The 24,073-nt window shown below is 71.1% G+C and carries 22 protein-coding genes and 1 pseudogene; 13 read left to right on the top strand and 10 right to left on the bottom strand.

The features are described 5' to 3' along the window. Positions 1 to 19: 19 nt before the first annotated feature. Both ACHUEU_RS12395 and ACHUEU_RS12390 read right to left on the bottom strand, forming a co-directional pair. Positions 20 to 508, bottom strand: coding sequence for a hypothetical protein (locus ACHUEU_RS12395; protein ID WP_394216433.1), 489 nt, complete (start codon positions 506 to 508; stop codon positions 20 to 22). A 118-nt stretch (positions 509 to 626) separates the two neighbouring features. Next, on the bottom strand, positions 627 to 2,648 hold the full coding sequence (locus tag ACHUEU_RS12390; protein WP_394216432.1) for a hypothetical protein: 2,022 nt from the start codon (positions 2,646 to 2,648) through the stop codon (positions 627 to 629). 166 nt (positions 2,649 to 2,814) lie between these two features. On the opposite strand from ACHUEU_RS12390, the gene ACHUEU_RS12385 reads away from it, so the two are divergent. From ACHUEU_RS12385 to ACHUEU_RS12360, 6 genes are all read left to right on the top strand, one after another. Beyond that, the gene (locus ACHUEU_RS12385; protein WP_394216431.1) at positions 2,815 to 3,852 is read left to right on the top strand and encodes a LacI family DNA-binding transcriptional regulator; all 1,038 of its coding nucleotides are present in this window, start codon (positions 2,815 to 2,817) and stop codon (positions 3,850 to 3,852) included. Positions 3,853 to 3,879: 27 nt separating this feature from the next. Continuing rightward, positions 3,880 to 5,181 (top strand): extracellular solute-binding protein, encoded by a 1,302-nt coding sequence (locus ACHUEU_RS12380; protein WP_394216430.1) that lies wholly within the window; start codon positions 3,880 to 3,882, stop codon positions 5,179 to 5,181. A gap of 2 nt (positions 5,182 to 5,183) precedes the next feature. Further along, complete coding sequence (locus ACHUEU_RS12375; RefSeq protein WP_394216429.1) at positions 5,184 to 6,113, top strand: carbohydrate ABC transporter permease; 930 nt, start codon at positions 5,184 to 5,186, stop codon at positions 6,111 to 6,113. A gap of 1 nt (position 6,114) precedes the next feature. Beyond that, on the top strand, positions 6,115 to 6,996 hold the full coding sequence (locus tag ACHUEU_RS12370) for a carbohydrate ABC transporter permease (protein ID WP_394216428.1): 882 nt from the start codon (positions 6,115 to 6,117) through the stop codon (positions 6,994 to 6,996). Positions 6,997 to 7,034: 38 nt separating this feature from the next. Next, a complete protein-coding gene (locus ACHUEU_RS12365; protein WP_394216427.1) occupies positions 7,035 to 8,027 on the top strand; it encodes a glycoside hydrolase family 130 protein in 993 nt (330 codons plus the stop codon). Between the two features lie 178 nt (positions 8,028 to 8,205). Further along, positions 8,206 to 8,637, top strand: coding sequence for an Hsp20/alpha crystallin family protein (locus tag ACHUEU_RS12360; protein WP_394216426.1), 432 nt, complete (start codon positions 8,206 to 8,208; stop codon positions 8,635 to 8,637). Between the two features lie 39 nt (positions 8,638 to 8,676). Here ACHUEU_RS12360 and ACHUEU_RS12355 read toward each other — a convergent pair whose 3' ends face one another. Both ACHUEU_RS12355 and ACHUEU_RS12350 read right to left on the bottom strand, forming a co-directional pair. Beyond that, on the bottom strand, positions 8,677 to 9,378 hold the full coding sequence (locus ACHUEU_RS12355; protein ID WP_394216457.1) for an ADP-ribosylglycohydrolase family protein: 702 nt from the start codon (positions 9,376 to 9,378) through the stop codon (positions 8,677 to 8,679). A 115-nt stretch (positions 9,379 to 9,493) separates the two neighbouring features. Continuing rightward, the gene (locus tag ACHUEU_RS12350) at positions 9,494 to 10,216 is read right to left on the bottom strand and encodes an AMIN-like domain-containing (lipo)protein (protein ID WP_394216425.1); all 723 of its coding nucleotides are present in this window, start codon (positions 10,214 to 10,216) and stop codon (positions 9,494 to 9,496) included. Between the two features lie 80 nt (positions 10,217 to 10,296). On the opposite strand from ACHUEU_RS12350, the gene ACHUEU_RS12345 reads away from it, so the two are divergent. Next, entirely contained in the window at positions 10,297 to 10,518 is a 222-nt protein-coding gene (locus tag ACHUEU_RS12345) for a hypothetical protein (protein WP_394216424.1), read from the top strand. A 37-nt stretch (positions 10,519 to 10,555) separates the two neighbouring features. On the opposite strand, the gene ACHUEU_RS12340 is transcribed toward ACHUEU_RS12345, so the two are convergent. Further along, positions 10,556 to 11,998 (bottom strand): SPFH domain-containing protein, encoded by a 1,443-nt coding sequence (locus tag ACHUEU_RS12340; RefSeq protein ID WP_394216423.1) that lies wholly within the window; start codon positions 11,996 to 11,998, stop codon positions 10,556 to 10,558. Positions 11,999 to 12,180: 182 nt separating this feature from the next. On the opposite strand from ACHUEU_RS12340, the gene ACHUEU_RS12335 reads away from it, so the two are divergent. Next, on the top strand, positions 12,181 to 13,914 hold the full coding sequence (locus ACHUEU_RS12335; RefSeq protein ID WP_394216422.1) for a DEAD/DEAH box helicase: 1,734 nt from the start codon (positions 12,181 to 12,183) through the stop codon (positions 13,912 to 13,914). A 230-nt stretch (positions 13,915 to 14,144) separates the two neighbouring features. Here the strand turns inward: ACHUEU_RS12335 and ACHUEU_RS12330 are convergent, their stop codons facing one another. Both ACHUEU_RS12330 and ACHUEU_RS12325 read right to left on the bottom strand, forming a co-directional pair. Further along, on the bottom strand, positions 14,145 to 15,842 hold the full coding sequence (locus ACHUEU_RS12330; RefSeq protein ID WP_394216421.1) for an ABC-ATPase domain-containing protein: 1,698 nt from the start codon (positions 15,840 to 15,842) through the stop codon (positions 14,145 to 14,147). Between the two features lie 40 nt (positions 15,843 to 15,882). Beyond that, positions 15,883 to 16,380, bottom strand: coding sequence for an SRPBCC family protein (locus ACHUEU_RS12325; RefSeq protein WP_394216420.1), 498 nt, complete (start codon positions 16,378 to 16,380; stop codon positions 15,883 to 15,885). 260 nt (positions 16,381 to 16,640) lie between these two features. Between ACHUEU_RS12325 and ACHUEU_RS12320 the strand changes: the two genes are divergently transcribed. Next, on the top strand, positions 16,641 to 17,687 hold the full coding sequence (locus ACHUEU_RS12320; protein ID WP_394216419.1) for a homocysteine S-methyltransferase family protein: 1,047 nt from the start codon (positions 16,641 to 16,643) through the stop codon (positions 17,685 to 17,687). 32 nt (positions 17,688 to 17,719) lie between these two features. Here ACHUEU_RS12320 and ACHUEU_RS12315 read toward each other — a convergent pair whose 3' ends face one another. Then, on the bottom strand, positions 17,720 to 18,937 hold the full coding sequence (locus ACHUEU_RS12315) for an MFS transporter (RefSeq protein WP_394216418.1): 1,218 nt from the start codon (positions 18,935 to 18,937) through the stop codon (positions 17,720 to 17,722). A gap of 115 nt (positions 18,938 to 19,052) precedes the next feature. Between ACHUEU_RS12315 and ACHUEU_RS12310 the strand changes: the two genes are divergently transcribed. Beyond that, the gene (locus tag ACHUEU_RS12310; RefSeq protein ID WP_394216417.1) at positions 19,053 to 19,817 is read left to right on the top strand and encodes an SDR family NAD(P)-dependent oxidoreductase; all 765 of its coding nucleotides are present in this window, start codon (positions 19,053 to 19,055) and stop codon (positions 19,815 to 19,817) included. A 35-nt stretch (positions 19,818 to 19,852) separates the two neighbouring features. On the opposite strand, the gene ACHUEU_RS12305 is transcribed toward ACHUEU_RS12310, so the two are convergent. After that, positions 19,853 to 21,148 (bottom strand): alpha-L-fucosidase, encoded by a 1,296-nt coding sequence (locus ACHUEU_RS12305; protein ID WP_394216456.1) that lies wholly within the window; start codon positions 21,146 to 21,148, stop codon positions 19,853 to 19,855. Between ACHUEU_RS12305 and ACHUEU_RS12300 the strand changes: the two are divergent. The 3 genes and pseudogenes from ACHUEU_RS12300 to ACHUEU_RS12290 form a co-directional block, all read left to right on the top strand. Further along, positions 21,075 to 21,611 (top strand): annotated as a pseudogene (locus ACHUEU_RS12300) (cation:proton antiporter domain-containing protein); the annotation flags it as partial. The gene ACHUEU_RS12305 and the pseudogene ACHUEU_RS12300 sit on opposite strands and share 74 nt — an antisense overlap. 62 nt (positions 21,612 to 21,673) lie before the next feature. Continuing rightward, complete coding sequence (locus ACHUEU_RS12295; RefSeq protein ID WP_394216416.1) at positions 21,674 to 21,853, top strand: hypothetical protein; 180 nt, start codon at positions 21,674 to 21,676, stop codon at positions 21,851 to 21,853. After that, entirely contained in the window at positions 21,844 to 22,824 is a 981-nt protein-coding gene (locus ACHUEU_RS12290) for an NAD-binding protein (protein WP_394216415.1), read from the top strand. The genes ACHUEU_RS12295 and ACHUEU_RS12290 overlap by 10 nt, the downstream gene beginning before the upstream one ends. A 43-nt stretch (positions 22,825 to 22,867) precedes the next feature. On the opposite strand, the gene ACHUEU_RS12285 is transcribed toward ACHUEU_RS12290, so the two are convergent. Next, a complete protein-coding gene (locus ACHUEU_RS12285) occupies positions 22,868 to 24,037 on the bottom strand; it encodes a serine hydrolase domain-containing protein (protein WP_394216414.1) in 1,170 nt (389 codons plus the stop codon). Positions 24,038 to 24,073 lie beyond the last annotated feature (36 nt).

Raw genomic sequence — 24,073 nt, 5'->3', positions numbered from 1 at the left:
GGCTCACCCGTCTGCGCCGTCAGATCGGTCTCACCTCGATTCCCGGCCCCCAGTCCTCGGGATCGGGATACGCGAGGGAGAACAGCAACGTCCGGGCCTCGTACCCGCGCAACGGCCGTTTGCGCCAGCGCTTCGTCTCCTCGAGGAAGCTCACGAACGGCAGCAGGTCCACGGCGGCGTCGCGAGGGTCGTTGAGCCCTTCGGGCATCTTCTCGGGGAACACCTCGCTCACCAGCGCCCTCACCAGCTCCTCGGTCCATTCGAGGGGGTCGGTGCTGCCGAGCACATCGTCCTTGAACTGCAGGAGCTGGCGCACCGTACGCGTGACCGTCATGATCTCGTCGGGTTCGTGCTCGTCCGCTCGCAGCCAGTCCTCGAACTCGACCAGGAGCGTCCGGGCGAGATCGCGCTCGGCCTGGGTACGACGGGCCCGCAGAATGCTCTCCCGCTCCTGGTCCACGGCGCCCCAGTCGCCGGGCAGCAAAGGAGTGTCGTCGGTGGATCCCATGGTGCCATTCTGCCTCACCACGGCTCGTCGCACAGAGTGCGACCATGGAGACGGCCTCATTGTCAGTGCCGCGCGATTGCCCCAGCACGCCGGCTCCTCAACAGCAAGTGCGCCCCACTCACCCGCGCGTGATCGCGAACGCCCCTTCCGGCACGCTCCTGCGCCCCCTGGTCACGGGACCCACGCGTGTCCCGTCGGCTCGGTACGCGCTGCCGGTCTCGCCCGGCACGGTCGCCGCCTCGGCGTCGGCTGAGGCGACATACAGCGTCACCGTCCTCCCGCGCTCGGTCGGGAACTCGGCCGTGGTCACCGCGGGCAGCAGCATCAGCTCATCGAGCTCCATCCGCCCCTCGGAGACGGCCTCGATCGCCACAGCGTCCTCCGGGATCGGCACCTCGAGCCGTTGGGGCCTGAGCACCCCGTCCCATTCGGTCACGCCCGGTGACCCGGCACCACCCAGCTCGAGCGAGCCGAGCGCAGTCCGGGCTCCTGCCGCGTCGATCGCGGTCCAGTGCGACACACCGGCGTCGTCGGCGAGTCGGTGGAGCAGCGGGTGCGCGGTCGCGCCTCCGGCGGAGACCGCGGCTCGTGCCTCGGCACTCAGTGCGAACCGCACGGTGCCGCCGTCATCGGCCAGCACGTACGAGCCGTGCCAATTCGACTCCCCCGTCCACGGGCTCTCGGGCGTCACCACCGAGGCATCGCCGCCGAGCTGCGCCTCCTCCGCCGGCAGCCACTGCATCCCGTGGTACTGCGGAGTCGCGGTGAGGCGCTGCGCCGTGCGGGCGAGGGTCCTCTCCTCGTCCAGCGCGATCATCGTCAGCAGGGCATGGATGGTGGATTCGGCGCCGGAGTTGCGGTTGAGGCGGCCGTCGGGCTCGATGCCGTCGACCGTGACGCCGGTGGCCGGGTCGTACACCCGCTCCCCCGCAGGGTTCGCGCCGAAGAACCAGCCGGCGACGAGAGCCGCGAGCTCGCGCAGGCCCTGACCGCCGGTGGCGTCCGCGGTGCGCAGCAGGGTCTCGACCCGGCACTGGACTCCATAGGCGATCTGCGCCTCCCCGGGCACCGGGGACCAGGCGTTGTGCGGCCCGCCGGAGGTGAGCAGCTGCGGGGTGAACACCCCCGCATCGCCGACCGCGGCGTCCAGGCCCCGGCCGGTCACCGGGGCGGCGGTGGCGAGCGCGGCCGGGGCGAGACCGCCCCAGGCGTGCCAGAAGCTCTGCGATCCGGTCCACGGCAGGACGGCGCCGAAGGGCCATGCGCCCACGCCACCGGAGGCCATCGCCGAGATCCCCTCCGCATAGCGGTCCAGCGCTCCGGCGATGCGGGAATCCTCCGGGAGCGCGTCCAGGGCCGCGACCAGACCCAGCACGGCCTCCCCGGTCGCATCGGCGCCGCCGGCGATCAGCCATCCGGGAACGTCGACCCCGTCGGCCACCTCCCAGCGGCCGTACCGACCCAGCGAGGCGCGCTCGAGCGCCTCCAGGGCGAGGTGGAGCCGCTCGCGCAGGAAGGCGGCGAAGTCCGGATCCGCCTGCGCCAAGCCCGCGATCCCTTCGCCGAGCGCCCAGACGGTGCGGGCCAGCCAGTAGGACTCCTCGGAATCGGAGGGGTCCGGCAGCTCGACGGGTATCGCGCTGCGGTTCAGGGTGCCGTCGCTCTGCTGCCACAGCACCACGTTGCCGGCGAACTCGCCGGAGTCGACCTGCAGGTAGGTGAGCGTGCGCAGCAGGTCGCGGGCCGTGGCGAGGTCGGACTCCTCGCCGAAGGCGGCGTGGGCGCGCAGGAAGACGATCGCGGCGCGGGAGATGTCGTCGGCGTTGTAGGCGCCCTGGCTCCAGTGCCCGGTGGTGGGGTCGAGCTCGCCGCCGCCCACGCGGGTGAAGGCACCGTGCGCGGCGCGGTCGGCGTAGGTCCACGGAGCGAGACCCGTGGGGCTCGAGTCCTCGAAGCGGGAGTGGCCCTCGATCGCAGGCAGCGGCACCTCGGCGAGCAGGAACCGCAGGTGGTCGAGGTTCGTCAGGCGCTTCCTGCCGCCGCTGCCTCGCTGGGGTGCGGGTGCGGCGAGGGCGGTCGCGGCCGGGACGGCGGCCGCGGCGAGGACGGTGGAGCGGAGCAGGGTACGTCGGGTCAGCACGGTGGCCTCCACGGTGAGGAACGATGCGCATCCGTGATCCGTCGGTGGATCCGGAGGGCTTGACAGCGCACGCGTCAAACCGGTTTTATAGTGCGTGATCAAACCGGTTTGCGCAAGGGTGCGCAGTCTTCCGGGCCGCGGCCCGGACACGAGGAGGAGGTCGCACGTGAGCGCACCGAGCAGAGCCACCATCGGCGACGTCGCCCGCCTCGCCGGCGTCTCCAAGGGCACCGTCTCCCTGGCCTACTCCGGCAAGCGTCCGGTCTCCGAGGGGACCCGGCAGCGGATCTTCGCCGCCGCCGCGGCACTGGACTGGACCGCCAGTCACCGTGCCCGGGCGCTGGCCACCTCCCGCACCGGCGCGATCGGGCTGGTCATCGCCCGCGACCCCGAGGTGCTGGCCACCGACGCCTTCTTCTCCAAGTTCCTCTCCGGCTGCGAACGGGTGCTGGCCGAGCACGAGATGGGGCTGATGCTCCACGCCGTCACCACCCCCGAGGCCGAGCACCAGGTCTACGAGCGACTCGCCGCCGGTCGCGCCGACGGCGTGATCCTGCTCGACGTCAAGATCGACGACCCCCGCTTCGCCCTCGTGCAGCGTCTGGGCCTGCCCGCCGTGGTGCTCAGCGCGCACGAACCCACCCGCGGCGAGACCGCCGGGCTGCCCACCGTCTTCTCCGACGACTCCCCCGCCGTCACCGAGCTGGTGGCGCTGATGGCCGAGGCCGGGCACACCCGCATCGCGCACGTCGCCGGCCCTGCCCACTACATCCACGGCCGGATCCGCCAGGAGGCCTTCCGCGCCGCCGTGCGCGAGCGCGGCTTGGACGATTCACTCGTCATCGAGGGCGACTTCACCGCCGCCTCCGGCCGGGACGCCACCGCACGGCTGCTGGACCTGCCCGAACCGCCCACCGCGATCCTCTTTGCCAACGACATGATGGCCATCGCCGGCCTCTCCCTCGCCCGCAGCCGCGGCGTGCGCGTGCCCGAGGACCTCTCGCTGTCCGGCTACGACGACAGCGAGCTCTCCGCCCATCTCTCCCCCGCTCTGACCACCGTGAGCACCGGCGCCGTGCGGCGCGGCGAGCTCGCCGTCGCCACCTTGCTGGCCGCGCTCGCCGGCGAGGCGCCCGGCGCGGTCCTGGCCGATCACACCACCGTCCTCCCCCGCGGCAGCATCGCCCCGCCGCCGCGGCCCTGACCACCACCACCTCCGAGGAGTTCGACGATGAACATCAACCGACGCACCTTCACGACCGGCGCGATCGCCGCGCCGCTGGCCGCCGCCACGCTCGCCGCCTGCGGTGACAGCGGCGGAGGCTCCGGGGGCGATGCCGCCGAGGCTCGCGGGCCGATCTCCGTCTGGCTGTCGAACAACGAGCAGGAAGTCGCCTGGGGTAAGGCCGTGGTCGAGGCCTGGAACGCCGACCACCCCGACGAGCAGGTCGAGGCCCAGGAGATCCCCGCCGGGCAGAGCTCCGAGGAGGCGATCACCGCGGCGATCACCGCCGGCACCACCTCGGATCTGATCTTCAACATCTCCACCGCCGCGGCTCCGGGCTGGGTGAAGCAGGGCGGACTGATCGACCTGACCACCTTCGAGGACGGCGCGAGCTACATCGAGGAGCGCTCCGGCGCCGAGGTCGCGAAGGGATATGCGGACGACGAGGGGAAGTACTACCTGCTGCCCTGGAAGTCGAACCCCGTGATGATCATGTTCAACAAGGACCTGTTCGAGAAGGCCGGACTGGATCCGGACGACCCCGGGATGAACTCCCATGAGACCTTCCTCGAAGGGGCCCGGAAGATCGTCGAGTCCGGGGCGGCCCCGGCCGCGATCTGGCCCTCGCCCACCAATGAGTTCTTCCAGCCCTGGTTCGACTTCTACCCGCTGTACATCGCGCAGACCGACGGCATGCAGCTGGTCGAGGACGGCAAATCCACCTTCGCCTCCGAGGACGGTCTGGCCGTCGCGGAGCTCTGGGCCTCGATCTACTCCGAGGGCCTCGCCCCGAAGGAGGCCTCCACGGATGACGCGATGGCCACCAGCAAGACCGCGATGCAGAGTGCGGGGCCCTGGGCGATCAGCTCCTACAAGGACTCGTTCCCCGTCGGCTTCATGCCGGTCCCCACGGCCGACGGCTCTGACGCGGAGACGGTGAAGACCTTCGCCGACTCGAAGAACGTCTCCATGTTCACCACCTCGCAGAACCAGGCCACCGCCTGGGACTTCCTGAAGTTCGCCACCTCCCAGGAGCAGGACGGCGCCTTCCTCGAGGCCACCGGCCAGATGCCGCTGCGCACCGGGCTGCTGGATGCCTACCCCGACTACTTCGAGGAGAACCCCGACTACACGGTGTTCGCCTCCCAGGCGGAGCGGGTCGTGGACGTCCCCAACATCCCCAACTCGATCGAGGTCTGGCAGACCTTCCGTGACGAGTACTCCGCCGCGGTGATCTTCGGCAAGGAGCCCGTCGAGGGCGCACTGCAGACCGCGGCCGAGAAGATCGACCAGCTCGTCCAGGGCTGATCATGACCACCACCACGCACGACGCCCCCGTGCGGCCCCGACGCTCCCGGCGCCCGCTCGGCGGCGTCCTCGGGTCCCAGCCGCTGGGAGTGCTCCTGGCGCTGCCGTACGTGCTGTTCCTGGCGGCGGTGATGGCCTGGCCGCTGATCCGGGCGGTATGGATCTCCTTCCAGGACTACTTCTTCACCGCACCGACCGCCGTGGTCGAGCACCCCTTCGTGGGGTTCGACAACTATGTCAGCGCGGTCACCGACCCGCAGGTCCAGCAGTCGTTCACAAACATCGCGGTGTTCCTGGTGATCAATGTGCCGTTGACGGCGGTGCTCTCGCTGGTGCTCGCCTCCGCGCTGAACCGGATCGTGCGCTTCGCCTCCGTGTTCCGGGTCGCGTTCTACATCCCGTATGTCACCGCGAGCGTGTCGCTGATCGGCGTGTGGATGCTGCTGTTCTCCCGCCACGGCCTGGTCAACACGATCCTCGGACCGCTCGCCCCGGATCCGTCATGGCTGGTCAACAGTGCGCTGGCGATGCCCTCGATCGCGCTGTACGTGACGTGGAAGCAGCTGGGGTTCTACATCCTGCTCTACCTCGCCGCGCTGCAGGGCATCCCGAAGGAGCTCTACGAATCCGCGGAGATGGACGGGGCCGGCGCGGTGGGCCGATTCCGCAACGTCACCGTGCCCGGGGTGCGCTCCGTGACCGCCCTGGTGCTGATCCTCGCGATCATCACCGGCGCGAACCTGTTCACCGAGCCGTACCTGCTCACCAACGGCGGCGGGCCCGACGGCGCCTCCGCCACCCCGGTGCTGCTCATCTACCAGAAGGGCATCCAGCAGACCAACCCTGACGTCGCCTCGGCGATCGGCGTGCTGCTGGTGATCGGCATCGGCATGCTGTCCATGCTCGCCGCCCGCAGCGGACGGGAGCGCTGACATGGCAGCCCGCACCCGCACCAAGGGATCCGTCGGCAGCGCCTCCCACCACGGCACCCGGCGCAGCCTCCTCGCGCTGTACGCGATCCTGACCCTCTGCGCGCTCGCCTTAATCTTCCCGTTCTGGTTCATGGCCGTCGGCGCCTTCCAGGCGAGCCCCACCAGCTCCCCGACGGACCTGTTCCCCACCGGTGGCTGGACCCTGCAGAACTTCACCGACATCAACGCCCGCTTGCACCTGCTGCGCTCCCTGGCGAACTCGCTGATCTTCACGCTCGGCGTGCTCGCGGGCACCCTCACCTTCGGGCTCGCCGCCGGGTACTCGCTGTCCCGCCTGCAGTGGCGGGGCCGCGGCGCCCTGTTCGCGATCATGCTGGGCGTGCAGGCGATCCCCTTCCAGCTGCTGATGATCCCGCTGTACGTGCAGGTCACCCGCATCTACGGACTCGGCGATTCGTATCTGGGCATGATCCTGCCGTTCCTGATCAACACCACCGCCGTGTTCATCTTCCGCCAGTTCTTCCTGTCGTTGCCGGAGTCGCTGTTCGAGGCCGCCCGCATCGACGGCGCCTCCGAGCTGCGGATCATGACCTCGATCGCGGTGCCGCTGGTGCAGCCGGCCATCGCCACGGTCGCCCTGATCACCTTCATCGGCCCCTGGAACGAGTTCCTGTGGCCGTTCCTGATCACCAAGAACGCCGAGCTGCAGCCCTTGGCCGTGGCACTGGCGAACTACATCTCGAACGTCTCCCAGACCGCCACCAACCCCAACGGCGCGATCCTCGCCGGCGCGGCCACCCTGGCCTTCCCCGTCGTGCTGCTGTTCGTGTTCTTCCAGCGCTACTTCCAGGCCTCCGACATCAGCTCCGGGGTCAAGGGCTGAGCGCCTTCCTGTCATCTCACACCCTCTCGAGGAGAAGCATGTCCACCGTGTCCCTGTTCGGCGGCGCCACGTTCCCGCTCGGACCCTTCGTCCCCTATGAGCACAACCCGATCCTGCGCCCCAAGGGCGATTCCTGGGAGTCCTCGAATCTCTACAACCCCGCCGCCCTGGTGGTCGATGACCGCGTGGTGCTGCTGTACCGGGCGCACGCGGAGGACATCGTCTCCCACATCGGGATCGCCGTCAGCGACGACGGCTACTCCTTCGAGCGGGAGGACGCCCCGCTCCTCTCCCCCGAGCACGACTACGAACGATTCGGCTGCGAGGACCCGCGGATCGCGTTCATCGAGGGCACCTACTACCTCACCTACACCGGCTGGGACCGGACCATGGCGCAGCTGTGCCTGGCCACCTCCCCCGACCTGCGCAGCTGGACCAAGCACGGCCCGCTGTTCGCCGACTTCGACACCTTCAAGGTCATGGACCCGCGCGGCCACAACTGGTCCAAGGCCGGGGTGATCGTGCCTCAGCAGATCGACGGGAAGTGGTGGATGTACTTCGGCGAGGGCGGCATCTACTGGGCCACCAGCGACGACCTCATCCACTGGACCCCCGGCACCACCGACGACGAGCCGATGTACCTGCCCATCCCCGGCACCTTCGACGAGGCCCTGGTGGAGATCGGCACCTCACCGGTGCTCACCGACGACGGCCTGCTGCTGATGCTCATCAACGGCGCCACCCGCGAGATCCACGAGGACGGCACCGTGGACGTCGACTACCGCTGCGGTCAGATCCTCATCGACCCCGCCGAGCCGACGACGGTGATGGCCCGCCTGCAGCAGCCGTGGCTGCGACCCCAGACCTACGAGGACACCCACGGGCTGGTCTCCAACGTCACCTTCGTCGAGGGGCTCGTGAAGTTCCGCGGGGCGTGGTTCGCCTACTACGGGCAATCCGACACGACGCTCGCGGTCGCGGTGGCGGATCCGGCGACGGGCTTCGGGGTGGGACTGCGCGCGGACGGGTGAGACGGGAGCGCGCCCACCCCCTCTGCGTCCGCGCCCGTCCTGCGACCGGCGCCTGTACGCCCTCGGCGAACACGATCTGGCACTCTCCGCTCGCGAGTGCTAACTTATAAGCACTTGAGTCGAGGGGACTCAAGGTGGTCGGCCGCCGCAGGTGGCGGCCCGATAGGGAGGAGTTGTGATGACGACCTTTGACCCGTTCCGCGACCTGGAGCAGTTCACCAGCACCTTTTTCGACTCCGGCCGGCGAGGCCCCCGGCAGATGCCGATGGACCTCTACCGCGTCGGTGACCGCTACATCCTCGCGGCCGATCTGCCAGGGATTGACCCCGGTTCCGTGGACATCGACGTCGATGGTCAGCTGCTGACCATCCGCGCCGAGCGCACGCTCACCACGGAGGAGGACGTCGCCTGGATCGCCCGGGAGCGCACCGGAGGCACCTTCCTGCGCCAGCTCACGCTGGGCCAGGGCCTCGACACCGAGGGGATCACGGCCAGCTACGACAACGGCGTGCTCAGCGTGACGATCCCGCTCAGCGAGAAGGCGAAGCCTCGCAAGATCGAGATCACCTCACAGCAGGACACGGCACAGATCGAGTCCACGACCAGCTGAGGGGATCGGCAGGGCCCGGGGTGACCCCCGGGCCCTGCGCTATGTCGCCGCCATGACGCGGAAACCCGCGTTGCACCGCATGCCACCGGGTTCGTCCTCCTCGAGAGCGCCGAGCGGTGCAGCCATGGACCCCGGTACGGTCACCGAGTGACCACCCCCTCCCGCCGCTCCAGCATCCGTCGACGCCGCAGGTCCCGCGCCGTTCGGGGACGAGGCAGTCGCGGTGTCCGCTGCCCTTCGTCGGCCCGGGCGAGCGGTGGTGGGTGCTGGACGTCCTTCGGGACCCAGGTCGAGGGCGCCACCTGGCACCCCGCCGTGACGATGCGCCTCCATGCCGGCCGCACGCTGCCCATGGGTGCGCTCGGCAATGCGCCGGACGGCACCAGCAGTGCGCTCGGCATCGCCCGGGAACGCGAGCGCGGCCGGGGCGGCGCGCATCAGAGCGCCGTTGCCGGCAGTGCGGCCGGTCCGCGCGTGGAGCTCGGCGGCGACCGCGGTCATGCGCTCGGCCAGACCCGGGCTGCCGTCGTCGTCCCGCAGCGCGCCGAGCACGTACCGGGTCTGCGTGCTCACGTCGGTCGTGCCGTCGCGCAACCAGTCCAGGAAGCCCTGAGCGATCGCATCCAGGCCCTCGGGCGCATCGATGGGCACGTCCGTCGCCGCCACCTGGGCGATGCACAGCGCCATCTGGGTGTCGTCGGACCACTCCCCCGGCGCACACGGGCCGAGACCGCCGCCGATCAGCTGCGGACCGAGGTCCGGGTGGTACGGGGCCGCGGCACGGCGAGCGCGCGAACTGTGGATCGCCGGCGGCTACTGGTGCGAGGGTCTCCGGCGGTGTCGTGGCCCGTGCACCTCAGTTGGTCTGGTCCTCGAGATCTGCTCCGGCGTGGGCGACATCGATGACCAACCGGGGTGGGTTCTCGGTGATGGTATCGACACGGAACCCCACTTCGCGGGCCGTTCCGTGGGTGGTGGACACGCCGAGATCAAGTTGGGCCACGTCTTCGAAGCTGCCGAAACGTCGCACCTCGACCACTGCCGTGAGGTCAGGTTCGAGGACGTGCGGCTCGCGGTCTTCGACGCCGCCGAGGGTGATCTCCAGGAACCGGTTCCCGGCCATCTCCACGGGCTTGCCCGAGCCGGGCTCTTGGACCTGCTGGTCCCCTTCCAGCCATCGCACATCCCATTCGGGGATGCCCTGGCCGGGTTCGAAATCGACGACCACCCGGTCGAAACCATCGTGACGGCCAACGCGCACGTCGGTGACCTCGGCGACCTTCTCATCCTCGGTGCCCGGCCCGGACCGTGGGCTCGTGTCCTCAGGCACGGTGGCGGGGAGGCCGGGATGCGCGCTGGCGGATGACTCCGGTGGGGAGGACGCAGCAGTCGGCGTCGACTCCGGTGATGTGTCGTCCGACGACGACTGCGCCGGCGACGTGGGGGTGGAGGAGGAAGCGGCCGTCGGCGAGGCATCGGTGGTCGTCGCAGTGGGTTGCGGGGAACTATCCGATCCGCAACCCGCGATGACCATGGATGCGGTCAGGACGGTGGCGGTGGCGAGGGCTCGTCGTCGCATGTCGACTTCCTATATGTGTCCGTGAGGTGCGTCAAGCATCTCGGACAGTCGGTGGCGGGTTCGGTGGCCGGGCCGGCGAGATGCACCTCGTCGGCCTCGCCGGTCCCGAGTATCACCGGACCAGCGGCAGCGTGCGCCTCACGCTCACTGCGTTGAGCCGTCTGAGCCCTGAACAGCAGGCGGCGCTGCCCTCAGGAGCTGAGGCGATTCTCGCCGTGCTCCGGCGCAGCGATCATCCGCTGGGCACCGGAGACATCGCCGACACGACGGGTCGCTCGTTCGGGCGGACCGTGCACGGGTGACTGCTCGGCGATGACCCGGTCGCGCCGCCCGCGGCCCTCACTCCGGCTGGGCCGCGGCCTCTCCGCCGGCAGCGACTCCCTCCGGCTCCCCGGGGGCGTCGGCCTTCCCCTGCCCCCGCAGCGCCGCCCCGAGCGCCTCGCCCTGGGCCGCGCCGGTGGCGCGTCCCTGGATCAGGTCCGGGATGCTCAGGCCCAGCGTGGACTGGACGGTGTCGAACACGCCGCGCAGGGCCCCGGCGGACTCGCCGGAGAACTGCTTGCCGGCCACGTCCCCGCCGTTGCCGTCGGAGCTGACCACGGTGATGTTGCCGATCTGCGCGTAGCCCTTGGCGAAGGTCTCCATGAGGGTGGGCAGCTGGTCCACGACGCGCTGGGCGAGCAGCGCCTCCTGGTTCTCGCGCAGCGCCTCGGCCTCGGCGCGCATGGCATCGGCCTTGGCCTCACCGGCCAGGCGCTCGGCCTCCGCATCGGCCTCGGCGCGCATCTTCACCGCGCGCGCATCGGCCTCGGCGACCTCGGCGCGAGCCTCAGCCTGGCGGCGCTGCTCGTAGGCGTCGGCGTCGGCATCCTTCTGGCGGCGGTACTGCTCGGCGTCGGCGACGCGCTTGACGTCCGCATCCAGCTGCGCCTGCTTGTTCTCGGCCTGCTGCTGGAGCACCTCCTGGCGGGACTTCTCGCCGGCGAGGGCCTCGGCCTGCTCGGCCTGCGCCCGGGCACGCCCCACCTCCGCCTGGGCATTGGCGCGGTTCGTGTCCAGCGCCTGGTTCTCGACGAGGTTCTGCTCCTCGTTGCGGATGCGCTCCTTGGCCACGGCGCGCTCGGCGTTGGTCTGGCTGATCTCGGCCGACTGGCGCTTGGCCTCGATCTCCGGGGCGCCCAGGGACTGGATGTAGCCGACGTCGTCGGTGATCCCGCGGATCTGGAAGGAGTCGAGGATGAGGCCCTGCTCGCGCAGCTCCGGGATCACCGTCTCGGCGATCTGCTCGGAGAAGACCTTGCGGTCGCGCATCAGGGAGATGACCGTCTGCTGGGCGACGACGCCGCGCAGCACACCTTCGAGCTGGTCCTGGGTGAAGGGCTCGATCGCCTCGTCCTGGGAGCCGAAGCGCTCGGCCGCCCGGCGCACCAGATCGCTCTTCGAGCCGATCTTCACCAGCGCGACGGCCTCGACGGTGACCGTGACGTTGTCCGCGGACTGCGCTTCGGCGCGCATGTTCACCTGGCGCTGGCGCAGCGAGATCACCTCGTGCCGCTGGGTGATCGGGTTGACGATCGCCTTGCCGTTGACCACGACCGTGGTCGCCGAGGTGGTGCCGTCCTCGTTCTTCTGGCTCTTGCCGGAGACCACGAGCGCCTCATCGGCCCGGGCGACCTTGATCCATCGGCGGATGACGAAGAAGGCGATCAATGCGATGACGGCGAGGACGATCAGGATCAGGGCGACGACCCCGAGGGCCCCGATGCCGAGGAACGTGTTCATGGAACTTCTTTCGAAGGGGGGGAAGAGGGTGACCAGTCTTTCACGGGAGGCTCGTGGCCGGGGAGCATTCTTGACGGGTGACCATCGGACGCTCGAGGGGCATCACCCCGCTGCTCGTGGACCCGCCGCGTGCTGTCGGCGAGCTGTCCCCGTCCGTGGACGGTCCCCGATAGCCTCGCGAGGTGTCCACCCCTCGCCGCACCACCACCCGCAGACGCCGCAGGTCCCCGCGCCGCTTGGGGACGAGGCAGTCACAACGGCCGCTGCCGTTCGTCGGCCCGGGTGAGCGGCTGTGGGTGCTGGACGTCCCCTACGGGACCCAGGTCGAGGGCGCCACCTGGCATCCCGCCGTCAAGATGCACCTCTTTCCCGGCCGCACGCTGCCCGACCACCTCGTGCCCTTCGCTCCGGGCCCGCACACCCTCGGACGCTTCCTCGAGAACAGCCTCAACCCGGGCGCGCCGGCGCCGAACCCCGAGCCGGCGGAGGACCTCGAGCCTCGCAGGAACCAGTACGAGGCGGCCGATGCGATCGCCGAGCGCGCCGCAGCCGGCGGGCGACAGTTCCTGCTGGCGGACGAGCCGGGCGTGGGCAAAACGATCTCCGCCGTGCTCGGCGCCAGCGCGGTGGGCGACCTCCGCGGGGCGCAGCGGGTGCTGGTGGTCGCCGATCGGCCCGCGGCGATCACGATCGGGCACTGGTGCCGCACCATCTCCGCGCTCGGCGACAGCGGCCTGGAATGGGTGGTGATCACCTGGGATCGGCTGGAGAAGGTCGCCGGATACGACTGGGACGTGATCATCGCCGACGAGGCCCACGCCCTGCGGCGCACCACCACCAAGCGGTGGAAGCACTGGGCGGCGCTCTCCGGCCACGCGCGCTCGCATGAGACGGCACTGTTCGTCATCTCGACCACCGCGACACCCGGCCACACCCCGCTCGAGCTGCCCTATCTCGCCCCCGCCTACGCCCAGCGGCACGAGGAGCCGATGACGGAGTGGACCTCCGTGAAGCAGCCCGGCGCCGACTTCGCCACCGCCCTCGAACGCCACGGGATCGGGCTGGAGATGGGCCGCTACGGCGCCACCTGGACCACCGACGCGACCCGTCGGGCGGAGGATCTGGCGCTGGTGCGCAACTGGCTCGAGGAGTCCCGGCCACCGGCCATGCTGCATCGCGCCGCGCCCTGGGGGCCGGTGCCGATCTCCGGGATGCCGGTGACGCTCACCCGCGGCGAGCGCGCGGCCTATGACGCCGAGTGGGGCGAGTTCTGCCGTGAGATGGACATCGCCCGCCGCGGCCGCAACACCGCCAAGGGCCGGGCGGCGCTGCTGCGGTTCCGGCAGAAGGCCGGGCTGATCCGGGTCGATTCGACCGTCGCGTGGATCGCGCAGCAGGTGGAGGCGGAGCGGCAGGTGGCCTGCTCGGTCGAGTTCGTGGGCACCGCCGCGGAACCGATCGTCGAACGGCTGCGGGACTCGGGTCTGCAGGTCGCGACGATCTTCGGGCAGGGCCGGTTCGACGTCGAAGCGGAGCGTCTGCGGTTCCAGACCGGGCAGGCGAAGGTCTGCGTGTTCACCACCGTCGCCTCGATCAGCCTGCACGCCGGGGAGACCCTCGAGGGCGGGCGGCAGGCCAGCACCGAGCCGCGCACGGGCCTGTTCCACCAGGCCCGGTTCTCCGGGATCGCCGGCCGGCAGGTCACCGGCCGCACCCACCGCGACCACCAGGTCTCCCCCTGGCACATCGCCTTTGCCCAGGGCACCGTCGAGGAGCAGGTGAGCAAGGTGATGGTCGAGCGGATCGCGGCCGCCAGCGACACCGTGGGCGGGGACACCGCGGGGCTCTCCGAGGTGGCGGAGCTGCTCGGAGCGGACTGGCTGCCGTCGGCGTCCCTCACCGCGGGCAGTGCCTGAGCGACGCAGCACCCCGCTCCCCCGCCAGCAGAAGGAGCCCCGTCAGCACGGTGGGGCCGCCGGCCACACCAGCGGCGCCCTCCGCCCAGGATTGTCAGGTTCCGAATCGCTTTCGCCCCGGAAGTGGATCAGAACCTGACAGCTCCGTGCCGCGGACCGACGGGCGGGAGACGCTGCGCGCAGGGCGTCGGCGCGCGTGCCTGGTCGCCGCGGGGCGTGCGTCGCGTCGGTCAGTCCTCGGCGAGCCGGAGGCCCCGGTACCGGTTCACGGCGGCGTGGACCTCGAGGAGGCGCGGCCGGGCGAGGTGACCGGGATGCCCTCGATGCGGGGACAGGCTCTCCAGACCCTCTGCGTCGAGGCGGGCGAACAGTGCGGTGATCGCCGCATCGAGGGTGGCGCGGGACCCGGCCGGTTCCGGCCGCCCCGCGCTCCCGGCCTGCTCCAGCAGCTCGGCCAGGCGGTCCAGCGCGTGGGCGACGGCCGTGGTCTGCGCGGCATCGACCAGCTGCGAGACGGCTGCCAGGTCGATGTGCTCGCGCCCGAACCGGATCGTGTCGCGCCCGCGCGCCGAGGCGGGCTTGGTCTTGCCCGCCGGCCGCAGCGCCCCGGCGGCAGGGACCCGGGCCCGCAGCGGACCGAAGACCGGGGAGGCCGGCTGCGGGGTGGTCTCGGCGAGCTCGCGCGCCTGGGCGGTGACGTCGCGGGGCACGTACTCCTGCAGCGCGATCACGTGGTCGGCGACGTCGAAGAACGCCCCGGAGCCACCGGCGACGAGCACGGTGGAGACCGCGCGCTCCGCGTGCAGCGGGCGAATCCGCTGCACGAACGGGGTGATGGGCTCATGCTCGGCCGGGATCAGGCGGCGCATCCGGTCATCACGGATCATGAAGTTCGTGGCCGAGGTGTCCTCGTCGATCAGCAGCGCGGAGGCGCCGGCGTCCACCGCCTCCACGAGGGAGGCGGCCTGTAAGGTCGACCCCGAGGCGTTGGTGGTCGAGAAGCTCCTGGTGTCCGTGCCGGAGGGCAGGCCGGAGATGAACGGCGAGATGTCCACCCCCGCCACGGAGCGGCCGTCCTCGGCGCGCACGGAGGCGACGTCCTCGCGGGTGAGCACCCATTCGCGGCCGTCGCCCTCCCGGTGCGCATAGACGCCCCGCTCGATCGCCCGCAGCAGGGTCGACTTGCCGTGGTATCCGCCGCCGACGATGACGGTGATCCCCTCGGGAACGCCCATCCCGCTCACCGTGCGGCCGCTGGGCAGCTCGAAGGAGACCTGCAGGGACTCGGGGCCGCGGAACGGGACGGCACCCTCCGTCAGCGGCAGATCGGAATCCCCGGAGCGGCGCGGGAGGATCGCGCCCTCGCCGACGAACGCGACCAGGGACCGCTCGGCCAGCGCTCCCCGCAGCGCCTCCTGGTCACGGTGGAGGGTGACCTGCGCCCGCAGCGCCTCGGTGTCGAGGCTCGCAGGGAACAGCGCGGCCTCGGCGATCCTCGGCAGGTCCTCGGTGAGCAGCCGCTCGGCCTGGCGGCCGCGGATCCGGCGCCCGGCGGCGGGCAGCTGGACGGCGAGCCGCGCTTCGATCCCCTGGTCGGTGATGGCGACGCTGGTGCGTTCGAGGACCTCCTGGCCAGGGGTCCCGATGCTGATCCCCTCCCCGATCGACCCTGCGGCGGCCGCGACGGCCCGGGCCAGGAAGTCGGTGGTCGCGACGTATCCCGGGCGGTCGGTCAGGAGATCCTCGGGGAGGGCCGCGTCGGCGCGGCGGACGATCAGGCGCATCAGGGAGGGAGGGGCGAAGGGGTCCACCTGCACCCGGTCCACCACGAGACGGCACCGGCCCAGGTCGTAGCTGCCCGTGAGCTGCTTGTAGGAGCCGTAGCCGCGGCCGTCGATCGACGTCAGGATCTTCGTCAGGGTGGTCATGTCACCGCTCATCGGTGCATCGGTCCTTCCGCTCGGGTGCTCAGCGTTCGAGGTCCGTCTTCAGGCGGGCCAGGGTGCGCCGGATGTTGCCCGCCTGGAAGCGGTCGAAGGTGCTGCCGCGCGTGACCAGAGTGTCGAAGCGGGCCGCCCAGGCATCCGACCATCCGGTGCGATCGTCCTGCCAGGTCTCCGTGACCAGGGTGCGTCCCTCCCCTGCCGGTGCGAAGGTGTACGTCCAGGTCGCGATCGCTCCGCGGAGCACAGGCGTGCGCAGGCCGATCCGGTGGACCCGGAAGGCGAACCTCTCGCCGGGCTCCGCGGCGATCACGGTGCAGGCGGTGGACCAGCGGCCGGGTCCCCGGCGGTTGCGGCCCACGAACTCGTCCCCGACCGTCAGGGGTCCGCGGCCCGGCGCAGCCGTGCCCCGGTTCTCGGGGCTCCAGCGCCCCATCTGCGAGGGGTCGGCGACCTCGCGATAGATGGTCATCGCCTCGGCGGCGATCTCGATGCTGTCACTGACGTGCATGGGGCGGGACATCGCGCCAGCGTGTCACACTGGACGGGCTCGCGGAACGGCGCTCCCGGCACGTCACCCATCACCTGGCCGGCAGAGATCAGAGTCGGCGGCATACCGGTATCGCACTCCTCTCAACAGCGACGCTGCTGCGCGAGGGCGAGCGCAGTGGCCGGACGGTGATCGCCTCCCGTTCACACTCCGCCATGCACGGGGGCCCCGCTGCGGCACCGCGGCTACTCTCGGCCGCAACAGCCCCGCCCGCCGGAGTACGGAGATCGACCATGTCCCAGAACATCCTCACCGACCGTCTCGACGCAGGCCCCGTCATCTGCGCCGAGGGCTTCCTGTTCGAGCTCGAGCGCCGCGGCTACCTCACTGCCGGCGAATTCGTGCCCGAGGTCGCCCTCGAGCATCCGGAGGCCCTGCGGAGCCTGCACGTGGACTTCCAGCGCGCCGGCTCCGACATCGTCGAGGCGTTCACCTACAACGGTCATCGCGAGAAGATGCGGGTGATCGGCAAGGAGGACCTGCTGGAGCCGCTGAACCGCTCCGCACTGCGCATCGCCCGCGAGGTCGCCGCTCAGGTGCCCGGGAACCTCATGGCCGGCAACATCTCGAACTCGAACATCTGGGACCCGGCCGACCCCGCCCGGCAGTCCGAGGTGCGCGGCATGTTCGAGGAGATGGTCGGCTGGGCGGTCGAGGAGGGCGCGGACCTCATCATCGGCGAGACCTTCTACTACGCCGGTGAGGCCCTGGCGGCTCTCGAGGTCGCGAAGGCCTCCGGGCTGCCGGTGGTGCTCACCCTCGCCCCGATGGCGTTCCAGGAGATGGCCGACGGCGCGGGGATCGTCGAGACCGCGCAGCGTCTGGAGCAGGGCGGGGCCGACGTGGTCGGGCTGAACTGCTTCCGGGGGCCGGAGACGCTGCTGCCCTGGCTGCGGCAGATCCGTGAGGCGGTCTCCTGCCATGTGGGCGCGCTGCCGATCCCGTACCGGACCACCGAGGAGGAGCCGACGTTCTTCAACCTCTCCGATGATGCGGCCTCTGTCCCCTCCCCGCACGGGCGCACCTTCCCCACCGCCCTGGACCCCCTGTTCACCAACCGCTACGAGATCCGGGCCTTCGCGAAGGAGGCCTACGAGCTGGGCGTGAACTACCTCGGCGCGTGCTGCGGCGCCGCTCCGATCCACATCCGCGAGGTCGCCGAGGCGGTGGGCCGCACCCCGGAGGCCAGCCGGTTCTCCGAGAACATGGCGAACCACTTCATGTACGGCAGCAACGAGCGCCTCCCCGAGCACGTGATCGGGCTCGGCGCGCGCGCCTGATCGGGCGGAGCTCACGTCTTCCCGCTCTGGCCTCAGACCCGCGCCGGCACCGCCACCACCCGGTTCAGCCGCTCGGACATCACCAGTGCCGCCACCACCAGCACGGCGAGGAACAGCGGGAAGATCCACATCCCGGTCCAGGTCGACAGCAGACCGAAGACGGGCGGCGCGAGGGTGGAGCCGGTGTAGGCGGCGGCCATCTGGATGCCGATGATGGCCTGGGAGTTGCGGCGGCCGAAGTTCACCGGGGTGGAGTGGATGATCGCCGGGTAGATCGGCGCGGAGCCGAGCCCCACGACGACGAGGCCCGCCAGGCCGACCGCCTCGGTCGGCAGCGGGAGGGCGAGCATCAGCGCGCCCATCCCGATCATGAGCAGACCGCCCCGGATCAGCGCCCGGTCGCCGAGCCGCTCGGCGACGAAGCCGGCCAGGAAGCGCCCGGCGGTCAGGCCGAGCACGAAGAGCGCACCGAAGGTGGCCGCCGCCGCCGGGAGCACCCCGCGTTCGGCGACCAGGTAGCTCGAGGACCACACCAGTGCCGTGCTCTCCAGCGCGCAGTAGGCGCAGAAGGTGAGCAGGATCAGCACCACCCCGGGGATCCGCAGCGCCGAGGCGAGCGGGACGGGGGTGCGGTCCCTCGGGGCGGGAGCGGCCTCGCCGGGGTCATGGGCATCGACGGTCCGCGCCCGGGTCCGTGCGCTGTCGACCCTGCCCCACAGCGGGATGCCGGCCAGCAGCGCGAGCGTGAGCGCAGCCTGGACCAGCCCGATCACCAGATAGGCGGTGGACCATCCCTGCCCCGCGGAGATCGCGAACCCCATGACGAACGGGCTGAGCGAGGCGCCCACTCCCCAGAAGCTGTGCAGCCAGTTCATGTGCCGGGCCGCGTAGTGCAGGGCCACGTAGTTGTTCAGCGCCGCATCGACCGCGCCGGCACCGAGCCCGTACGGGATCGCCCACAGGCACAGCATCCAGAACTGGTCGGAGAGCGAGAAGCCCACCAGTGCGGCGGCGGTCGTCCCGACGCTGATCGCCGTGACCGCTCCGGTGCCGAAGCGGAGGGTGACCCGCTCGGAGGCGAGGCTCGAGACGATGGTCCCCACGGCGATGATCATGGTGATGATGCCGGCGAACGCCACCGGGACACCGAGGTCCTGATGCATGACCGGCCAGCCCGAGCCGACCAGGGAGTCCGGCAGGCCGAGGCTGACGAAGGCGACGTAGATGATCGCGAGCAGGAGCGAGTACACGGCGGGGGGACGTCTTTCGCGAGGCAGGGGAAGGCGATCGCGACACTGCACCGCCGTACGGGCTCGATCGTACACAGCGGCGGGGGCATGGCCCGGGGCCGCTAGGCTCACGGCCATGACGACGACCTCCCTGATCACCGGTGCCAGCTCCGGCCTGGGCGCCGAGTACGCCCGCCAGCTCACCCGCCGCGGCGACCGCCTCGTGCTCGTCGCCCGCAACACTGCCCGGCTCGAGGAGCTGGCCGCCGAGCTGGAGCAGGCGGGCGCGGGCGGCGTCGAGGTCCTCGGCGCGGACCTCTCCTCCCCCGGCGGCATCGCTGCGGTGGTGGACCGGCTCCACGACGCCGCGAACCCGATCGGCATCCTGATCAACAGCGCCGGCTTCGGGCTCCCGCTCGCCTTCGAGAACAACGACATCGAGGACGAGGCGCGCCACCTCCGCCTCCACACCGAGGTGCCCATGCGGCTCATGCACGCCGTGCTGCCCGGCATGCTGGAGCGCCGCTCCGGCACCATCCTCAACATCGCCTCCGCCGCGGCGGTCATGCCGCGCTCCACCTACGCGGCGGCCAAGTCCTGGCAGGTGATGTTCTCCCGCTGGGCGGGCAGCCACTACCGCTCCCGCGGCGTCACCGTCACCGCGGTCTGCCCCGGCTACACCCATACCGACTTCCATGCCCGCCTGGGCCTGGCCCAGGGCGAGGAGGGCATTCCCGACTGGCTGTGGCTGGAGGCGCCGCGGGTGGTCGAGGAGTCGCTGCGGGACGCGGCACGGGGCAAGACCGTCTCCGTGCCGAGCCGCCGCTACAAGGCGATCGTCGCCGCGGCGCGGCTCGCTCCGACCGGGCTGATGGCGAGGCTCGCCGCGCGGGGACGGTGAGCTGCGCGCGGTGCGGGGCCGCGGGGAGAGCGCCGTCAGCCGGCGCTGCCGGTACGGGCCGCGCTCACCGCGACCGGCACCGCTGCGTCGCCGCCCAGCCCGATCTCGACGCTGCTCGGCCAGTCGTACCCCCGCGGCAGCGCTGCCGCCTCGAGGGTCATCGCGCCCTGGGGTCCCGTGAGGAAGACGGTGCACCGCCCCTGCTTCTCCACCGCACGGGCCCAGCTCGCCCCGGGGATCTCCACGACGCCGAGCCCTCGCGATCCGGCCAGCTTCCCCTTGTGCTCCGCCATGAACCCGCCGAGGGTCTCGAGCACCTGCACCTGCAGCTCAGGCAGCGATCCGTCGGCCCGCGGGCCGACGTTCAGCAGCACCCGCCCGCCGTGCGAGACGGCGTCGACCACGTGCCGCACCGCCTGCGCGCCGCTCATGTAGTGGGAGGCGTCCTCGACCTGGTTGCAGCCGAACGACAGCCCGATGCCGCGGCAGTTCTCCCACGGCCGGCCCTCGGGGATCTGCCCGGCCTGGTACTCGGTGGTGGCGAAGTCCTGATGCGCTCCGCTGAAGCGGTCGTTGATCAGCCCCTCGGGACGCTCGCGGTAGAAGTGCTCGAGCAGCTCGCCGAGACCGCCCGGGGCGAAGTGGGCGTTGTCCTCCGGCCAGCCGATGTCGTTCCAGAGCACGTCCGGCTGATAGCGGTCGATGAGATCGCGCACGTGAGCGGCGCAGTACCTCCCGTACCCGTCATCCCGGGGCCGCTTCCGATCCTGCACGTCCTGGCCGCTGACGAGCGGCTCCGTCGGCCGCGCGTGCCAGTCCAGCCCTCCTGAGTAGTAGACGCCGAACCGCAGGCCGGCCCCGGTGGTCGCCGCCGCGAGCTCGCCGACGAGGTCCCGGCGCGGGCCGCGCCGCACGGTGTTGCGGTCCCCCGTGCCCGGAGCGTCCCAGAGGGTGATCCCGTCGTGATGCTTGGTGGTGGGCACGACGTAGTCGGCGCCCGCGCGGCGGAAGAGGTCCGCCCAGGCCACCGGGTCGAAGTCCGTGGTCTCCCACTGGTCCAGGAAATCGTCGTACGGGGCGCCGCCGTGGACCTGCGCGTGGTGCGCGGCGGCCGGGGCGCCCTCGATGCGGAGCGTGTTGAAGTACCACTCCGCATAGGGGTTGTGGGTGAACCACTCGAGGTCGTCCTCGACCGCGCCCAGCTCGGCCGTGGGCTCCGCCCAGGCCGGCACCGAGTACGCGCCCCAGTGCAGGAAGATGCCCAGCGGGGCATCGCGGAACCACGCGGGCAGACGCTGCGGGAGCGCCTCCCACCTCTCGGTGTCGGTCATCGGGTCGGTCATCGGGTCCAGCTTTCTCCGGGTCGGGAGGTCGGACACCTCCACGGGATACGCAAGAATGTGCCACATGGGCATCGTGGTGACGTACCTGGCGATGATCTTCGGCGGCGGGCTGATCGCGCGAGCGGTCAAGCTGCCGCCGCTGATCGGCTTCCTCGGCGCCGGATTCGCGCTGAACGCGCTCGGGGTGGAGCAGGTCGATGCGCTGTCGGTGCTCGCGGACATCGGGGTGACCCTGATGCTCTTCGCGATCGGGCTGCGGCTCGATCTGCGCAGCCTGCTCGGCAAGCACCTGTGGGTCACCGCCGGGGCGCACATGCTGCTGCTGACGGGCATCGGCACCCTGTTCCTGGCGGGGATGACCGCGCTGGGCATCCTCGGCCCCGAGTCGTGGCAGGTGCTCGCGACACTGGCCCTGGTGCTGTCGTTCTCGAGCACCATCTTCGTGGTGAAGATCCTGCAGGAGCGCGGCGACGAACAGGCTCTCTACGTCTCTACGGCAGCATCTGCATCGGCGTGCTCATCATGCAGGACATCGCGGCCGTCGTGGTCATCTCGATCTCCCGCGGGCAGGCCCCGAGCGTGTACTCGCTCGGCCTGCTGGTGCTCCTCCCGGCGCTGTACTGGGGGACGAGGAACTGGTACCGGCTCGGTCACGGCGACCTGGCGCACTGTTCGGCATCGCGATGGCACTGATCCCCGGGTACGCGCTCTTCGAGTGGTTGGGCCTGTCCGGCAGCCTCGGCGCCCTGGTCATGGGGCTCGTCCTCGCCCCGCATCCCGGTGCGGATCAGCTCTCGCACTCGCTGTTCACGGTGAAGGAGCTGCTGCTGGTGGGCTTCTTCGTCACCATCGGGTTCGCCGGCCTGCCCACCTGGCACAACGTCACCGTCGCGGCAGTGCTGCTGCTGCTCCTGCCCGTGCACGCCCTGGCGTACTGGGGGCTGCTGTGGCTGCTCGGGATGCGCAACCGCACCAGCGTGCTCTCGGCCCTGCTGCTGTCGAACTACTCCGAGTTCGCGCTGATCATCGCCGCGATGGGGGTCTCCGCCGGCTGGCTCTCGCCGCACTGGCTGCTGTCGCTGTCGCTCGCGGTCTCCGCGGGGTTCATCCTCTCCGCCATCGCGAACCCGCGCAGCGTGTCGCTGGCCTCCCGCTTCGCCCAGCGCCTGCCGGCGCGGCCCCCGCACAAGATCCATCCCGAGGACCGACCCATCGAGCTCGGGGAGGCGACCGCGATCGTGCTGGGCATGGGACGCGTCGGACACGCCACCTACCAGCAGCTCAGCGACGCCCACGGCTATACCGTGCTGGGGGTCGAGCACGATCCGCTGCGCGTGCACAAGCTGCGCGAGCTCGGTGTCAACGTCGTCGAGGGCGATGCCACCGACTACGACTTCTGGACCCGGCTGATGGGGTCCAGCACGGTGCGCATCGTGGTGCTGGCCATGCCCGCTCAGCACGCGAACATCGGTGCGCTGCGCGAACTGCGCAGCTTCGGCTACGGCCAGGTCACCGTGGCCGCGGTCGCGTCCTACCAGGAGGACGTCGAGGAGCTCCAGGACCTCGGACTCGACGCGGTCATCCGCCTGTACGAAGGCGCTGGGGAGACGCTCGCGGACCGTTCCGTCACCGCGGATCGCCAGGTCCGCACCACCGGGCGCTGAGCACCGGCCAGGCCGTTCCCCGCACCGTGCGGCGCCGTTGCGGTCACGCCACCTCCGCCAGCACCTCCAGCAGGTCCTTGACCCGTCGGTCCACGTCCTCGCTCTGCATCTCGTTGGGCAGGAAGGAGAAGGCGAGGTCCTGCTCGGGCCAGGCGCCGTGCAGCCCGCCACCGGCACCGGTGTGGCCGAAGGCGGGGCGCACCGGGCCGTAGGTGCCGATGGGGTCATCGAGCTCATAGCCGAGGCCGAAGCGCACCGGCCGGTCGTTGATCGTGTCCGTGCCCTGGGACCAGGTGCGGGTGGCGCGGGCCAGCGTGTCGGCCGGCAGGAGCGGCTCGTCGGCGGCGATGAGCAGGGAGTACAGCTTCGCCATCGCGTCGGCCGTGCCGATCCCGCCGCCGGCGGCGAGCTCCGCGGCGTGGTGGGCGCGGGTGTTGAACGGCGGGTTCTCGGCGGTCAGGCTGCTGCCGTACATCCGGTCCACGATCGCGCGCCGCTCCGGATCGTCCTGCAGATAGGTGGAGATCCGGTAGCCCGCGGCACGGAACACCGGGGCGACCCGCGCCTCCTCCGACTCCGGCAGTCCCAGATGGACATCGAGTCCGAAGGGCTCTGCCAGCTCGGTGCGCAGCAGTTCCCCGACCCCGGATCCGCTGACCCGGCGCAGCACCTCCGCCAGCAGGTAGCCGTAGGTCAGGGCGTGGTAGGCGACCTTCGTGCCCGGTTCCCACAGCGTCGGCTGGGCGGCGAGGCGCTCGGCCATCAGGTGGTTGTCGAGCCTCTCGGCGTCAGTGGCCGGGTCGGGGTCGACGTAGGGCAGGCCGACGGTGTGGTCCAGCAGGTGGTGGATCCGCACCTGCTCCTTGCCGGCCGCGGCGAACTCCGGCCAGTACTGCGCGACCGGGGCCTCGGGGTCCAGCTGCCCCCGGCCGATGAGGAGCGCGGTAAGGGTCGCGGTGAGTCCCTTGGTCCCCGAGAACAGCACCGCCATGGTGTCCGCGGTCCATGGCCGGCCCGGTGCCGCCTGTCCGCCATGCAGCTGCAGCAGCGGCTGCCCGGCGCGGTGGACGGAGAACGCCATCCCACCCCCGGAGGCGGCGAGGTGGCGACCGAAGATCTCGACGAGACGCTCGGCGATGTCGCCGGGCAGCCCGTCGCCGGCGCGGACGGTGACCGCGGACGGCTCACCGGCGGGAACGGTGGATGTGGGCATCGGGGAACTCCTCCTGCAGATATCGGACGGGGGGAC

This window comes from Brachybacterium vulturis (genome assembly GCF_043641765.1).
Taxonomy (GTDB): Bacteria; Actinomycetota; Actinomycetes; order Actinomycetales; family Dermabacteraceae; genus Brachybacterium; species Brachybacterium vulturis_A.
This window is presented reverse-complemented; position numbering and strand designations above follow the sequence as displayed.

What these genes read in the sequence shown, in the direction of transcription:
- ACHUEU_RS12395 (WP_394216433.1), bottom strand. Translation starts at nt 508, where the DNA reads ATGGGATCCACCGACGACACTCCTTTGCTGCCCGGCGACTGGGGCGCC.
- ACHUEU_RS12380 (WP_394216430.1), top strand. Translation starts at nt 3,880, where the DNA reads ATGAACATCAACCGACGCACCTTCACGACCGGCGCGATCGCCGCGCCG.
- ACHUEU_RS12375 (WP_394216429.1), top strand. Translation starts at nt 5,184, where the DNA reads ATGACCACCACCACGCACGACGCCCCCGTGCGGCCCCGACGCTCCCGG.
- ACHUEU_RS12370 (WP_394216428.1), top strand. Translation starts at nt 6,115, where the DNA reads ATGGCAGCCCGCACCCGCACCAAGGGATCCGTCGGCAGCGCCTCCCAC.
- ACHUEU_RS12365 (WP_394216427.1), top strand. Translation starts at nt 7,035, where the DNA reads ATGTCCACCGTGTCCCTGTTCGGCGGCGCCACGTTCCCGCTCGGACCC.
- ACHUEU_RS12360 (WP_394216426.1), top strand. Translation starts at nt 8,206, where the DNA reads ATGACGACCTTTGACCCGTTCCGCGACCTGGAGCAGTTCACCAGCACC.
- ACHUEU_RS12350 (WP_394216425.1), bottom strand. Translation starts at nt 10,216, where the DNA reads ATGCGACGACGAGCCCTCGCCACCGCCACCGTCCTGACCGCATCCATG.
- ACHUEU_RS12345 (WP_394216424.1), top strand. Translation starts at nt 10,297, where the DNA reads ATGCACCTCGTCGGCCTCGCCGGTCCCGAGTATCACCGGACCAGCGGC.
- ACHUEU_RS12340 (WP_394216423.1), bottom strand. Translation starts at nt 11,998, where the DNA reads ATGAACACGTTCCTCGGCATCGGGGCCCTCGGGGTCGTCGCCCTGATC.
- ACHUEU_RS12330 (WP_394216421.1), bottom strand. Translation starts at nt 15,842, where the DNA reads ATGACCACCCTGACGAAGATCCTGACGTCGATCGACGGCCGCGGCTAC.
- ACHUEU_RS12325 (WP_394216420.1), bottom strand. Translation starts at nt 16,380, where the DNA reads ATGTCCCGCCCCATGCACGTCAGTGACAGCATCGAGATCGCCGCCGAG.
- ACHUEU_RS12320 (WP_394216419.1), top strand. Translation starts at nt 16,641, where the DNA reads ATGTCCCAGAACATCCTCACCGACCGTCTCGACGCAGGCCCCGTCATC.
- ACHUEU_RS12310 (WP_394216417.1), top strand. Translation starts at nt 19,053, where the DNA reads ATGACGACGACCTCCCTGATCACCGGTGCCAGCTCCGGCCTGGGCGCC.
- ACHUEU_RS12305 (WP_394216456.1), bottom strand. Translation starts at nt 21,148, where the DNA reads ATGACCGACACCGAGAGGTGGGAGGCGCTCCCGCAGCGTCTGCCCGCG.
- ACHUEU_RS12290 (WP_394216415.1), top strand. Translation starts at nt 21,844, where the DNA reads ATGGCACTGATCCCCGGGTACGCGCTCTTCGAGTGGTTGGGCCTGTCC.
- ACHUEU_RS12285 (WP_394216414.1), bottom strand. Translation starts at nt 24,037, where the DNA reads ATGCCCACATCCACCGTTCCCGCCGGTGAGCCGTCCGCGGTCACCGTC.